This window comes from Mesorhizobium sp. WSM3859, from assembly GCF_002295065.1.
Lineage (GTDB): Bacteria > Pseudomonadota > Alphaproteobacteria > Rhizobiales > Rhizobiaceae > Mesorhizobium.
Genome location: NZ_NSGG01000004.1, coordinates 93,898 through 107,544 on the forward strand (window position 1 = coordinate 93,898; position 13,647 = coordinate 107,544).

Here is a 13,647-nt window from a genome sequence, read left to right on the forward strand (position 1 = left end):
AACCGGTTTTCGGCGAAGGTCATGCTCCAACAAGGTGCGGTTGCCATGACAGCCTTATGGGGTTAACGGGTGCGCCGACAAAAGCGTGCCTTCGGACAGCAGGAACTGGACTATGGGCAAGGTAACAGGCTTTCTCGAGATCGACCGGCAGGTTCACAAGTACCAGCCGGCCTCGGACCGCATCCGGCATTTCCGCGAATTCACGCTGCCGATGTCGGATAAGGAGGTCGAGAAACAGGCCGCGCGCTGCATGGATTGCGGCATTCCGTTCTGCCATGGGCCGACCGGCTGCCCGATCCACAACCAGATCCCGGACTGGAACGACCTCGTCTACAATGGCGACTGGGACAGCGCGATCCGCAATCTGCATTCGACCAACAATTTCCCGGAATTCACCGGCCGCATCTGCCCGGCGCCCTGCGAGGAAGCCTGCACGCTGAATCTCGAGGACATTCCGGTCGCCATCAAGACGGTCGAGCAGGCGATCGCCGACAAGGCCTACGAAACCGGCCATATCCGGCCCTATCCGCCGGAAAAGAAGACCGGCAAGCGGGTTGCCGTCATCGGCTCCGGACCATCGGGCATGGCGGCGGCGCAGCAGCTCGGCCGCGCCGGGCACGACGTGCATGTCTATGAGCGCGAAAGCCGCCCCGGCGGGCTGATGCGCTACGGCATTCCGGACTTCAAGATCGAGAAGCACTATATCGACCGGCGCATCGAGCAGATGCAGGGCGAGGGTGTCACCTTCCATTGCGGCGTCAATGTAGGCGTCGACATGAAAGCGACTGACCTGCTCGGGGAATTCGACGCGGTGCTCTATTGCGGCGGCTCGGAAACGCCGCGTCCGGCCGGCATTCCGGGGGCCGATCTCAGCGGCGTCTACGACGCGATGCCTTATCTGGTGCAGCAGAACCGCCGCGTCGGCGGCGAGCCGATCCAGTCGGTGGCCTGGCCCTCGCATCCGATCATCGCCGGCGGCCAGCATGTCGTGGTGGTCGGCGGCGGCGACACCGCGTCCGACTGCATCGGCACCGCCTTCCGCCAGGGCGCGGTGCGCGTGACGCAGCTCGACATCCGTCCGCAGCCGCCCGAGAAGGAAGACAAGCTCTCCGTATGGCCCTATTGGGCGACCAAGATGCGCACGTCTTCCTCGCAGGCTGAGGGCGCCGAGCGCGAATTCCAGGTGGCGACGCTCGAATTCATCGGCGAGGACGGCCAGTTGACCGGCGTGCGCTGCTGCGAGGTGGACGAGAAGCGCAAGCCGATCGCCGGCAGCGAATTCGTCATCCGCGCCGATCTCGCCTTCATCGCCATCGGCTTTGCCGGCCCGGCGAGCGACAGCCTGATGAAGGAACTGGACGGCAAGATCAAGGTCGTCACCGACAGCCGCCGCTCGCGGAATGTCGAGGCCAATGATCGCGACTACAGGACCAGCGTCGACAAGCTCTATGCGGCGGGCGACGTGCGCCGCGGCCAGTCGCTGGTGGTCTGGGCGATCCGCGAGGGCCGCCAGGCGGCGCGCTCGATCGACGAGGCGCTGATGGGATCGACGGTACTGCCGCGCTGAGACCGTTTAGAAATTCTACTCCTGCGGCCAGCTGATGGCGTTTTCTGCGCTTCCGGTGCTCACGTACGGCAACGTACGCTCCGCTCCGGTTCTCGAAAACACCACCATCTGACTCACAGGAGCGAATTTCTTAAACGGTCTCCGAGCCGATGAGCTACTGATTGATGCCCGTCGTCGTATCTGGCTGAGCGACGGCGGTCGGCTTCGGCGGCCAGGAAAAATCGTCGACGCGGCCGGGCGAGGCCGCGGGAGCCTTGCCTTCCAGGATCAGCTTTTCGCCGGGCAGATTCGGATCGGCCCTGGCCGGCTGCGCGGCACCCAGCAGTTCGGTGCCGCCGTCGAGCGCCGGGTCGCCGAGCAGCATCGGCGCGGTGCGGTCGACGATGACGGGCGCGGCGGCAGGCTTCGGCGCCTCGACCGGAGCGCCGGCCGGCGCCGACACGGTGGTGATGCTTCCCGGCGCCGCCAGTCCGAGGATCTTGGCCAGCGGCTTTTCCGTATAGAAGGCGAGCTTGCGCTTGCCGGCCTTGGTGACGTTGATGCCGTCGTCGGAACGCAGGCGCACCGGCTGGCCGTTGATGTCCGGGCCTGAGGTGACGAACGCGCCATTCTCGTCGACGAAGCCGTCCCAGACATCGACGAACTCGCCGCCATGGCTTTGGGCGACCGAGTGATAGATGTCGTTGAAGGCGAGCATGTCGGAGTTCATCTTCGACACACCGAAAGCCGGCATGCCGACCCACAGGAACGGCACCTTGGTCTCCTGAAGGGCCTTGCCCAGCGCATCGGTGCGGCGCTCATATTCCTTGGTCCAGTTCTCCGAGCGCGGCTGCTCGCGCACGTCGCCGACCTTCATCTGCTGCCGGTCGTTGGAACCCAGCATGACGATCACAGCCGCCGGTTTCTCGGTTTCGATCAGCGATTTTATCTGGGCCGGCCAATTGTAGACGTCGTCACGAACGAATCCGGACGAACCGTTGGAGCGGGCCACGATCCTGACAGCGGGATTGTCGGCAAAGGCCGTATCGAGGCCCTCCGCCAGCCCGCCCGCCAAAAAATCGCCGACCACCAGCACGACGCGGGCGTCGTTCGTCTTCTCGACGATCGGCGTCTCGGGTTCCGCCGGCGGGCGCGGCTTGAGCTTCTTCTTGGGTTTCGGCCTTGGCTGGACTTCGACGGGCGGCTCGATGCGTTCGCTGCGGCGCGGAAACAGAAGGTCACGCAGCGACCAGCCACGGCTTTCCTCCTGCGCGAACGCGGGGGCGTGGAAAGCGCCGGCGGCGGTGACGACAAGCACGGCAAGGGCAAGAATCAGGACGGGCGCCCGGCGAATGCTCTGCCTGATACGCGCAACCGACACCAAACAACTCTCCATCCCTTGGCGCATGACCAGGCAGACGCGGAAAGTCATGCCCAAGCCGAAGCGCTACAGCATCCTTGCCGTCTTTGAAAGGATGCCATGCGATTCCTCAGGCTCTACTGCTTGCGGAGCCATTTGAGCACTTCAAGGCTCGGATAGCCATCCTGGGTCAGGCCAACCTTGGCCTGATAGGCCATGATGGCGGCCTTCGAGCCGTCACCGATCTTGCCGTCGAACTTGCCGTCATAATAGCCGTGCTCGGAAAGCCGCTTCTGCAGCTCTTGCCGCTCCTCGAAGCTGAGCTTGGTGAAGGGGCGCTGCCAGTCCTGCACCAGGCCGGTGCCGCCGGCGATCTCGTCGGCGAGCAGGCCGACGGCCAAAGCGTATTTGTCGGCGTTGTTATAGGCCTTGATAACCGAGAAATTCCGGATCATCAGGAAGGCGGGGCCGCCCCGGCCGTCCGGCACTTTCAGCGTCGCCTTGTCGGTCAGGTTCCTGAACGGCTTGCCGCTGGCCCTCACGACCCCCAGAGCCTGCCACTGGACAATTGTCTTTGCGCCGCCGGGCAGCTTGCCGGCCGGTATGGTGACCTCATAGCCCCAGGTCTTGCCTGCCTGCCAGCCATTCTTCATGAGCAGGTTGGCGGAGGTCGCCAGCGCATCGGGGATCGAATTCCAGATATCGCGCCTGCCGTTGCCGTCCATGTCGACTGCATAGCGCTGATAGCTGGTCGGGATGAACTGGGTCTGGCCCATCGCGCCGGCCCAGGAGCCCATCAGATGGCTCTCGTCGATGTCGCCGGTCTGCAGGATCTTCAGCGCCGCGATCAGCTGCGTGCGGGCATATTTCGAGCGCTTCGCGTCGCCATAGGCGAGGGTGGAAAGCGAACGGATGACATTGCGCATGATGTCGTCGCGCTTGAGGATCTCGCCGTAGTTGGATTCCATCGACCAGATCGCCAGCAGGATATTGCGGTCGACGCCGAACCGCGCCTCGATCCGATCCAGCCACGGCCTCCATTTCTTCGCCATGGCGCGGCCATTGGCCACCGACTGGTCATGTACGCGGTTGTCGAAATAATCCCAGGCGGGTGCGGTGAATTCCGGCTGGGTGCGGGCCTTTTCCAGCACGACCGGATCGGGCTCGATGCCTCTCATTGCCTGATCGTAGACAGCGCCCGAAACGCCGCCTGCCACCGCGGTGGCGCGGAAGCCGGCCACCCATTGGCGGAACCCGGCATCGGCGAAAGCGGGTCCGGCAGGCATCAGCAGGGCCAATGTCAGGCCGGCTGCGGTCGCCAGTGCCGTTAGGCGCCTTGCGGTGTTGCGAACGGACATCATTTCCTCCTTCGTCAAATCAGGAAGGATCATTCAACGCCGAACCGGGTTAGTATTTAGTTTACCATAGGTGCCGCAGGGAACGAAAAGAGGTGTCGCGGCTTTTAGCTCTCACACTCAACCTGGCCGTTCGGTAGCCCAACATTCCGGCGTGAAAATGATTCCGGCGTGAAAATGTTTGGGGGGATTGCGGAGCGTGCCGCCGAGCGGATAATTGGCGAAAAGCAGGGGTGTCAGCATGAAGCGCGTTCGCAAGGCAGTTTTCCCGGTTGCAGGTCTCGGCACGCGGTTCCTCCCGGCCACCAAGGCTATTCCGAAGGAAATGCTGACCGTCGTCGACCGGCCGGTCATCCAATATGTGGTCGATGAGGCGCGCGAGGCCGGCATCGAGCATTTCATCTTCGTGACCGGGCGCAACAAGGCGGTCATCGAGGACCATTTCGACGTCCAGTTCGAGCTCTACGACACGCTCGCCCAGCGCGGCAAGGACGACCAGCTCGCCCGCCTGCAGCGGCTGCAGCCGGCGCCGGGACAGACGAGCTTCACGCGCCAGCAGGTGCCGATGGGCCTCGGCCACGCCGTCTGGTGCGCTCGCGAGCTGGTCGGCGACGAGCCTTTCGCGCTGCTTCTGCCCGACATGATCATGCAGTCGGAAAAGAGCTGCATGAAGGACATGGTCGAACTCTATGCCGAGACCGGCAACAACATCATCGCCGTGCAGGAATGCGACCCGGCCGAGGCGCATAAATACGGCATTGTCGGCCGCGGCGAGGACACCCATCACGGCTTCCGCATCACCGGCATGGTGGAGAAGCCGAAGCAGGGCACTGCTCCTTCCAATCTTTACATCAACGGCCGCTACATCCTGCAGCCGGAAATCTTCGGCATCCTGGAAAGCCAGGAACGTGGCGCCGGCAACGAGATCCAGCTGACCGACGCAATGCTGAAGTTGGAGAAGAAGCAGCCCTTCTACGGCTATCACTATAAGGGACGCACCTTCGACTGCGGCTCGCCGGAAGGTTTCGTCGAGGCCAATGTCGCCTTCGCGCTGTGGCGCAGCGACATGAACGGAAGCATGGCCGGCGTCATCCGCACGCTGCTGGACGAGGTGCGGCCGGTCGAGCGCCGCGGCGCCGCGTTCTAGCCTATGCCGATATTCAGGTGAGGCCGGTCTGCGAACGGCAGGTTCCTGCGCTTCCGGTGCTCACGTACTTTGAGTACGCTCCGCTCCGGTTCTCGGAACCTACCGTTCTCGTCTCGGCCTGACCTGAATCTCGGCATAGGCTTGGGCCATTGCCGCTGCTCTTCAGCGCTGGACCTTCAGACCGAGATAGACGCTGTTGGCCGTGTAGTCGCGGCCGAGCAGGTTGCTGGTCAGCTTCTCGGTCCTGACGCGGGTGGTTATCCCGGCATAGCGATTGAGCCACCAGGTCAGTCCGGCTTCGGCGCTCAGGATCAGGTCGTGGCCGTCGGAGCCGGTATAGTCGCGCCAGTCGAGGCCGAGCGCGGTGTTCGCCGTCAGATTGGCGCGGATCTGGCGCTCGCCGGTCAAACGGCCGGAATAGAGGATATCGCCGCTCTGGCCGGCCGTCGTTGTCGTCTCGACGCTGGTCTTGCCGGTGAGCCCGATGGTGGTGCCGCGCTCGGGCGACCATTTGAGGTCGGCGTTGATGCTTGGGCCGGCTACCGCCGGCAGACGGCTGTCGTCGATGGCCTCGCGCAGCCAGCCGGCGGAGAATTCGCCGGACAGCTTCTCGCCCATGTCAAGCTCGAGGCCGGCACGCGCGCCAAGCCTGGTCGAGGACCTTTGGAAGCCGTCGGTGTCGGTGCGCAGGTCATAGACGCGCCGCCCGGCCTCGACCTCCGTGAAGGGTGTCAGCGCGGGCGAGATCTCGTAACCGGCGCGTAAGGTCGCGGTGTAGAGTGTGGAGTCGCGATCCTTCTGCGACACGGTGGTGCCGTTGGAGAGCTCGGCGTCGCCGTAGAAGTCATGCGAGACCGCCCCGGTCAGCGCATAGCGCATCTTGCCGACAGTCTTTTCGAGACCGAGGCTGCCGTCCACGGTCTGGCGCAGCGGCTGCGAGGTGACGCCGGCGATCGCATCCGGCGAGGAGGCCGATTCGGGTGCCGCCTCGTAGCCTAGTTTGGCGATGGCGCGCAGTTCGTTGTCGAGATCGACATTGAGCTGGCCCTCGATGCGGCCCTGCGCGTCGTTGATCTTTTGGCCCGAGACGGTGTTGCGGAACTGGCCGTAGCCGGTGATCAAAGCCGAATTCTCGCGCCAGTCGGAGGTCGCGGTGAAACGCAGCGCCGTCTCGGACAGAACGGCCGATTTGCCGGTGTTGCTGGAATCGGCATTGGACGTGGCAGTGAAGCCTTGCTCCAGCGTCGGCCGGAACAGAAACGTGCCGATCCTGACGCCGGGAGCAGCGAAGGGATCTTCCTCCGGCTTGATCTTCTGTCCATCGATCGATCCGGTACGCTCCTGGCCCGGGTCGAGCTTCCGCTTGTCGACGCTGTCGATGGTGACGGCGCGGCGGTTGCTGCCGTCGGTATCGGTCGCCGTGGTATCGGTCTGGTCGCTGGTAGTGCTGGTGGCAGCAGTGGTCGTGCTGTCGATAGCCTCGCCCGCTTTCTTCCTGGCCTTCTTCTTGTCGGCGGTCTTGGTATTCGCCTTGGTGTCGGCCTTGGCGTCCTGGGCACGCTGCTTTGCCGTCGAAGGCCGGCGCGGCTTTGCCGGCGCCGTCGTGTCGGCCAGCGGGTCGTTGGCTGCCGGCGGCTGGTCGAAGATGCTGCCCGACGCGCCCGCTGTCTGGTCGTCATCGGGAACGGCGCCGGGGCTTGCCGGCTGATAGGTTGTCGACGCCGTGTCCTGGACGGCCGAGGCGGGAGCGTTCCGATCCTGCGTCCCTTGCACCCGCAACAGCCTGGCCTTGCGCTGCTGGTCGGCAAGTATCGCCGATTCGGAAACCTCGCCGCGCAGCTCGGTTTCCTGCGAAAATGCCGGCGCCGGGCGCAGCAAGGCAAATGCGCTCGCCGTCAGCAGCAGTGCTGCAACGGCAATGCCCCTCCGACCGATTTTCGTTTCAGGCTGGCCCCCGGACATCGTCACCACTGCTTGCGCGGCGCGGTTGCGCCATACTTACCGAACCGTAAATACGGATGGTTAACGGAGGGTTGAGAGAGCCGCCTCGGAGCCCTTCCAATCGGCGGCATGAGGCAATTCTGTTGGACAATTCTGTTGGACAGGGGCGCGGCAAAGCGCTAATCGCTTCGCCCATGCATGCGGGGTCCCCAGAAAGAAAGCAGCCCAACAGGCAGGCTGCGATCGAATCGGCGCTGAGAACGGTGGCGACGGAGCAGGCCGGCATGGCGGCCCTGGCCGCCGGGCTCGCAAACGGACTGGCCGAGCCATTCGCGGCGGCCATCGACCTGATTTCGCGGATCGACGGCCGTGTCATCGTCACCGGCGTCGGCAAGAGCGGCCATATCGGCTCTAAGATCGCCGCCACGCTGGCCTCGACCGGCACTCCAGCCTTTTTCGTCCATCCGGCGGAGGCCAATCACGGCGATCTCGGCATGATCGCCCGGGACGACGCCATCATTGCCATGTCCTGGTCGGGCGAGAGCAAGGAATTGATGGGCATCGTCGCCTATTCCAGGCGCTTTTCCATCCCGCTGATCGCCATCACGTCCGGCGAGAGCTCGGCGCTGGCGCGGGCCGCCGATGTCGTGCTGCTGCTGCCGCCCGTGCCCGAGGCCTGCCCGCATGGGCTGGCGCCCACAACCTCCGCCCTGCTGCAGCTCGTCATGGGCGATGCCTTGGCGATCGCGCTGCTCGAGGCGCGCGGCTTCACGCCGGACCATTTCCGCACCTTCCATCCGGGCGGACAGCTCGGCGCCAACCTGACCCAGCTGCGTGAGATCATGCATGTCGGCGAAAGGCTGCCGCTGGTGCCGTCGGGCACAGGCATGCAGGAAGCGATCCTGGAATTGTCGCGCAAAGGCTTTGGCTGCGTGGCGATCACCGGCGCCGACGGCGCGCTGGTCGGCATCGTCACCGACGGCGACATCCGCCGCCACATTGCCAGCGACCTTCTGACGATGAGCGTCGATCAGGTGATGACAAAGAAGCCGAAGACGGCCAGCCCGGACACGCTGGTGGCGACGGCGCTGCAGACCATCAACACATCCGCCATCACCAGCCTCATGGTCGTCGAGGGCGGACGCCCGGTCGGGCTGGTGCATCTGCACGATCTGCTGCGCATCGGCGCCGCCTAGATAGCGTCAGTATCCAACGCATCCTGAGCGGCAGTCGGCTCAGATAGCCTCGACGGTCAGCTCCAGATCGGTATCCGCCGCCCCGGTCACGCGCACCTGCGTGCCGACCGGCAGGTCGGGTCCGGAGACGCGCCACAGCGTGTCGCCGAGCCGGATGCGGCCGCGGCCGTTCTTGATCGGCTCGGCCAATGTCGCTGTCCGGCCGACCATCTGGGCGCCGCGGCGGTTGAGCAGCGGCTGGTCGACGCTGCCTTGCCGGCTGACGGCGATCTGCCGGCCGACATAGGCCGAGATCACGGCCAGCACGAGGAAGGCCAGGACCTGGACCTGCCAGGTCCAGAAAGCGGCGTCCCAGATCGCCAGCGACACCGCGCCGATGATCAGCGCCGCGATGCCGATCCACAGCATGAACACGCCGGGCGCCACGACTTCCATCACCAGGAGCACTATGCCCAGAACCATCCAGTTCCACGGGCCGAGTTCCGAAACGATGCGGTCGATCATTGATGTTCTCCCACCCGGAGCAGTTCCTCGCTTCGCGGAAACGAGGAACCGTCCTGTTTTCTTTGTTTGCCGCAATTCCGGACGGAAAACCGCGTCACACTTTTCCTGGAATTGCGGCCGTCACATCAGTTGTCGCTGGGCTTGACCGCCGGCGGGCGGGATGCCTGCCGCTGTGTGCCGGAAGAGCCGTCGCCCTTGAAAATTTCGCGGGCGATCTCGCCGATGCCGCCCAGCGTGCCGATGAGGGATGACGCCTCGAGCGGCATCAGCACGATCTTGTTGTTGGGCGCCGAGCCGATCTTAGACAGCGCCTCGGTGTATTTCTGGGCGACGAAGTAGTTGAGCGCCTGCACGTCGCCCTTGGCGATGGCCTCCGACACGACCTGGGTCGCCTTGGCTTCGGCCTCCGCCGAGCGCTCACGCGCTTCGGCATCCCGGAAGGCGGCTTCCCGCCGGCCCTCGGCCTCGAGGATCTGCGATTGCTTCAAACCCTCCGCGGCCAGGATCTGGGCGCGCTTGTTGCGCTCGGCCGTCATCTGGCGGCCCATCGATTCAATAAGGTTGGCCGGCGGGTTGATGTCCTTGATCTCGACGCGTGTGATCTTGATGCCCCAGGGGTGCGCCGCCTCGTCGACGACGCGCAGCAGGCGCTCGTTGATGGCGTCGCGGTTGGACAGCAATTCGTCGAGGTCCATCGAGCCCATGACGGTACGGATGTTGGTCATGGTGAGGTTCAGGATGGCGTTTTGCAAGCCTGAGACCTGGTAGGCTGCCTGTGCGGCATTGAGGATCTGAAAGAATGCGATGCCGTCGACGCCGACGATGGCGTTGTCGCGAGTGATGATCTCCTGCGTCGGGACATCGAGCACCTGTTCCATCATGTTCATCTTGGCGCCGATGCGCTCGAAGATGGGATTGATGATGTTGAGGCCAGGGGTCAGCGTCTTGGTGTAACGGCCGAAGCGTTCCACCGTGTAGTTGTAACCTTGCGGTACCGTCTTGATACCCTTGAAAAGAAGGATGATAACCAGGAAAACAAGAACAATGATGGCAATATCGAAACCGCTGAAGCCCATTTCGTATCTCCCTCAATAGGCACCGACTTCACGGAATCACTTAAGTGTGTTTCCGTAGCGTTACAATCAGGTGATCGCGAATATTGGTTAGCGAAGGCTTTTGCGCACCGCTTTCGAGCTGTCGATGAAGCCGGTCACACCCAGCCGGAAAGCTCGCGCCGCACCAGCGCCTCGATGACCGCCATGCCCTCGGCGCTGTCGTTGAGACAGGGGATATGGGCGAACTTCTTGCCGCCGGCGTGATGGAAGGTCTCGGCTGCCTCGCGGCCGATCTCGTCCAGCGTCTCGATGCAGTCGACGGAAAAGCCCGGATTGACGACGGCGATGGATTTCACCCCGTCCTTCGCCAGCTTCTCGACCGTGACGTCGGTGTAAGGCTGCAACCATTCCTGGGCGCCGAAACGCGACTGGAAGGTGTTGATGAGCTTGTTCTCGTCCCAGCCGAGCCTCGCCCGCAGCAGCCGCGTCGTTTCAAGGCAGTGCGACCGATAGGGATCGCCCTTGTCGGAATAGGGTTTCGGGATGCCGTGATAGGACGCGATAACCACCTCGGGCTCGAAGTCCAACGTCTCGAGATGCCGCTCGATCGAGTGAGCGAGTGCGTCGATGTAGACCGGTTCATCATAGTAGGGCGGCACGCTGCGGATCGCCGGAGCGTTTCTGATCTTCATCAGCGCGCGAAACAACTGGTCGTTGGCGGTCGCCGTCGTCGTTGCTGAATACTGCGGATAGAGCGGGAAGGACAGGATACGGTCGCAGCCCTGTTCGATCAGTTTTTGCGCGACGCTTGCCGTCGAGGGATTGCCGTAGCGCATCGCCCAATCCACCACGATGTTCGGGTGATCGGCGAGGGTACTGGCGAGCTTCTCTGCCTGAGAACGGGTGAAGGTGCGCAGCGGCGACTCGTTCTTCTCCCGGTTCCAGATCCTGGCATAGTTGGCGCCGGACTTTTTCGGCCGTGTGGTCAGGACCAGGCCGTAAAGGATCGGGTACCAGATCGCCTTGTTGAGCTCGATGACGCGCGGGTCGGAGAGGAATTCCCTGAGATACCGCCACATCGGCTTGAAGTCGGTGCCGTCGGGCGTGCCGAGATTGATCAGCATGACGCCGATCTTGCCCTGTTTCACCGCTGGGTGGCCGGCGGGCAGCGGACCGACCGCCTTGGCGGCTTTGGCATCGGTGGGGCTGGCAAGCGTCATGAACGGTCTCCGGTAGCGCCGCGAAACTAGCGATGCCCTGCCGGTTTTCAATGCTGCGTCTGGCCGCACCTTATCGTGTTTGGCAAAGGAAAAGGAACGCCCGCCCGGTTGCCCGGGCGGATGCCATGAATTCCGGAGTAGCCGCCTACTTCGAAGCCGGCGGAATGGTCAGCGTCGCGCCGAGCGGCAGCCGACGCGGCTTAAAGTCCTTGTTGGCCTCGGAGATCAGCTTCCACTTAGTCGCATCGCCATAGGCTTTCCTGGCCAGGTCCCAATAGGTATCGCCGGCGGCGACGGTGTGGCTGGTTTCTGCCGGCTTGGTTTCAGCGGGATTGGCCGGCTCGGCGGGAGCAGGTGTCGCCGGGGCGGTCTCGGCTGGCTTTGCCGGTTCCGCAGCCGGCGCCGTCTCGGCCGGCTTCGCGGTCTCGGCGGGGGCGGCAGGGGCTGTTTCAGCCGGAACGGCCGGTGGTGTGCCGGCAATGTCGCTGGAGCCGGAAGGCATAGCCGGCATCGCGGATTCACCCGTCGCTGGCGCAGCCTCGGCCGGCTTTGCTGCCTCGGACGCAGGCGCCTGGGTTGCGGCGGGAGCGGTCTCGGCGGGCTTCGCCGGTTCCGCAGGCTTGGCCGGCTCAGCCGCCGCAGTCGTTGCCGCAATCTCGGTGATGCGGCCGTCGAGCTTGGGCGTGTAGGGCCGATGCGAGCCGAGATAGTCGGCCACCACCTGCTCCAACCCGGGACCGTAGTCATAGGCGTCCGTGGCCTTCTCGGCGAACACTTTGTAGCCGTCGCCGCCCTGGCGGACATAGTTGTTGGTGGCGACGAGATACTGCTTGTCCGGGTTGATCGGCGCCCAGGCGCCGTTCTCCATCACCTCGACCGATTTGACGCGGCCGGCGTTGGGCGCGACCGACTTGTCGAAGGAATATTTCAGCCCGGCGACCTGCGGGAAGCGGCCGGCGCCGTCCTCGACCTGGCTGAGGCCATTTTCGAGGCCAGCGACCAGGTCCTTGCCCGAGATCTTGAAGGTCGCCAGCGTGTTCTGGAACGGCAGCACGGTCAGCACCTCGCCCATGGTCACCGTGCCCTGGTCGATCGAGGCGCGCAGGCCGCCACCGTTCGAGATGACGATCTCGACGCCCTGGCCCTTGGTGCGGTCGAGGATGGCGTCGGAGACGAGATTGCCCATCTCGCATTCGCGCGCCCGGCAATTCTCGCGGCTGCCGTCGATCGCCTTGGTGGTCTCGGCCACCTCCTTGTTCTTCAGCGCCTCGATCGGCGCGCCGAGTTCCTTGATGCGGGCAAGGACAGTGGGATCTGGCGTGATCGACTTGTCGAGGAAGATCGGCGCGCCGCTGGCTTCCTTGACCACGCCGTTGTCGTCGAACACGACCTTGAACTCGCCGAGATATTTCGAATAGGACGCAGCCTGCACGACCGGCACCTTGGAGCCGTCGGGGTTGTCGACCATCGTCGGGTACGGCCCCTCGGCTTTCGGATCGGTGTTGGACAGGAGCGTGTGGCTGTGGCCGCCGACCACCACGTCGATGCCCGGGATCTTGGCGATCACGTCGCGTTCGCGCCTGTAGCCGATATGGGTGACCGCGATGATCTTGTTGATGCCTTGCGCCTTGAGCTTCTCGACCTCGGCCGTGATCGATTTGACGTCGTCGGCGATGGCGATGTTCGGGCCGGGAGAGGCGAGTTCCGGCGTGTCGTTGGTGACGGCGCCGATGATGCCGATCTTCTGGCCGCCGACCTCGACGACGATCGACGGCTTGAACTTGTCCTTGGCGCCGGACTTATCGTTGGGCACGACATTGGCGCTGACGACCGGGAACTTCGCCTTGTCGAGGAAAGGCACAAGCGCTGTCTCGCCATCGTCGAATTCGTGGTTGCCGAGCGTCACCGCGTCGGGCTTGATCTGATTGAGGAATTCCTCCTCCACGGCGCCCTTGTAGGTGGTGTAGAAGAGCGAGCCCTGAAAACTGTCGCCGGCATTGAGCAGCAGCACGTTCTGCCCTTCGAGCTTCTTGCGCTCCTCAGCGATCGCCGTGATCAGCCGGCCGGCGCCGCCGATGCATTCGCCCTTGGTCTCCTCTTCAGCGGAACAGGTCGACTCGTATTTGTTGTTGCCTTCGATGCGGCTGTGCCAGTCGTTGAAATGCAGGATGTTCAGCGTGTAGTCGGCAAAGGACACGCCGGCCGACAGGCCAAGCGTCGAAGCGGAAAGGGCTAGGATGGCGGCAATCTTCTTCATCTTCGTCTCCCGGATAAGCTGACTTCGACAGTGCTTAACGCCTTCGCTTGACTGGAAAATAACAAT

At 64.0% G+C, this 13,647-nt stretch carries 10 protein-coding genes; 3 read left to right on the plus strand and 7 right to left on the minus strand.

Annotated features, from left to right (window positions below):
* Positions 1-112: 112 nt before the first annotated feature.
* Complete coding sequence (locus CK230_RS10395) at positions 113-1,567, plus strand: glutamate synthase subunit beta (RefSeq protein WP_095817094.1); 1,455 nt, start codon at positions 113-115, stop codon at positions 1,565-1,567.
* Positions 1,568-1,721: 154 nt separating this feature from the next.
* On the opposite strand, the gene CK230_RS10400 is transcribed toward CK230_RS10395, so the two are convergent.
* Entirely contained in the window at positions 1,722-2,930 is a 1,209-nt protein-coding gene (locus tag CK230_RS10400; protein ID WP_095817472.1) for a DUF459 domain-containing protein, read from the minus strand.
* Between the two features lie 113 nt (positions 2,931-3,043).
* A complete protein-coding gene (locus CK230_RS10405) occupies positions 3,044-4,264 on the minus strand; it encodes a lytic murein transglycosylase (protein ID WP_095817473.1) in 1,221 nt (406 codons plus the stop codon).
* 238 nt (positions 4,265-4,502) lie between these two features.
* On the opposite strand from CK230_RS10405, the gene galU reads away from it, so the two are divergent.
* On the plus strand, positions 4,503-5,408 hold the full coding sequence (gene galU / locus CK230_RS10410) for a UTP--glucose-1-phosphate uridylyltransferase GalU (RefSeq protein ID WP_095817095.1): 906 nt from the start codon (positions 4,503-4,505) through the stop codon (positions 5,406-5,408).
* A gap of 162 nt (positions 5,409-5,570) precedes the next feature.
* Here the strand turns inward: galU and CK230_RS10415 are convergent, their stop codons facing one another.
* Entirely contained in the window at positions 5,571-7,370 is a 1,800-nt protein-coding gene (locus CK230_RS10415; RefSeq protein WP_095817096.1) for an outer membrane beta-barrel protein, read from the minus strand.
* A gap of 173 nt (positions 7,371-7,543) precedes the next feature.
* On the opposite strand from CK230_RS10415, the gene CK230_RS10420 reads away from it, so the two are divergent.
* The gene (locus CK230_RS10420) at positions 7,544-8,545 is read left to right on the plus strand and encodes a KpsF/GutQ family sugar-phosphate isomerase (RefSeq protein WP_095817097.1); all 1,002 of its coding nucleotides are present in this window, start codon (positions 7,544-7,546) and stop codon (positions 8,543-8,545) included.
* A 39-nt stretch (positions 8,546-8,584) separates the two neighbouring features.
* On the opposite strand, the gene CK230_RS10425 is transcribed toward CK230_RS10420, so the two are convergent.
* The 4 genes from CK230_RS10425 to CK230_RS10440 form a co-directional block, all read right to left on the minus strand.
* Positions 8,585-9,049: an NfeD family protein gene (locus tag CK230_RS10425; RefSeq protein WP_095817098.1), complete on the minus strand. Its 465-nt coding sequence runs from the start codon at positions 9,047-9,049 to the stop codon at positions 8,585-8,587.
* 125 nt (positions 9,050-9,174) lie between these two features.
* Positions 9,175-10,125 carry an SPFH domain-containing protein gene (locus CK230_RS10430; RefSeq protein WP_095817099.1) on the minus strand — a complete coding sequence of 317 codons (951 nt, stop codon included), beginning with the start codon at positions 10,123-10,125 and terminating at the stop codon, positions 9,175-9,177.
* A gap of 134 nt (positions 10,126-10,259) precedes the next feature.
* Entirely contained in the window at positions 10,260-11,324 is a 1,065-nt protein-coding gene (gene hemH / locus CK230_RS10435; protein WP_095817100.1) for a ferrochelatase, read from the minus strand.
* Between the two features lie 145 nt (positions 11,325-11,469).
* Complete coding sequence (locus CK230_RS10440; RefSeq protein WP_095817101.1) at positions 11,470-13,581, minus strand: bifunctional UDP-sugar hydrolase/5'-nucleotidase; 2,112 nt, start codon at positions 13,579-13,581, stop codon at positions 11,470-11,472.
* Positions 13,582-13,647: the final 66 nt, after the last annotated feature.

Bases quoted from the DNA above. Each gene is read 5' to 3' on its own strand.
- CK230_RS10430 (WP_095817099.1), bottom strand. From the start codon at position 10,125: ATGGGCTTCAGCGGTTTCGATATTGCCATCATTGTTCTTGTTTTCCTG.
- hemH (WP_095817100.1), bottom strand. From the start codon at position 11,324: ATGACGCTTGCCAGCCCCACCGATGCCAAAGCCGCCAAGGCGGTCGGT.
- CK230_RS10425 (WP_095817098.1), bottom strand. From the start codon at position 9,049: ATGATCGACCGCATCGTTTCGGAACTCGGCCCGTGGAACTGGATGGTT.
- galU (WP_095817095.1), top strand. From the start codon at position 4,503: ATGAAGCGCGTTCGCAAGGCAGTTTTCCCGGTTGCAGGTCTCGGCACG.
- CK230_RS10420 (WP_095817097.1), top strand. From the start codon at position 7,544: ATGCATGCGGGGTCCCCAGAAAGAAAGCAGCCCAACAGGCAGGCTGCG.
- CK230_RS10415 (WP_095817096.1), bottom strand. From the start codon at position 7,370: ATGTCCGGGGGCCAGCCTGAAACGAAAATCGGTCGGAGGGGCATTGCC.
- CK230_RS10395 (WP_095817094.1), top strand. From the start codon at position 113: ATGGGCAAGGTAACAGGCTTTCTCGAGATCGACCGGCAGGTTCACAAG.
- CK230_RS10440 (WP_095817101.1), bottom strand. From the start codon at position 13,581: ATGAAGAAGATTGCCGCCATCCTAGCCCTTTCCGCTTCGACGCTTGGC.
- CK230_RS10405 (WP_095817473.1), bottom strand. From the start codon at position 4,264: ATGTCCGTTCGCAACACCGCAAGGCGCCTAACGGCACTGGCGACCGCA.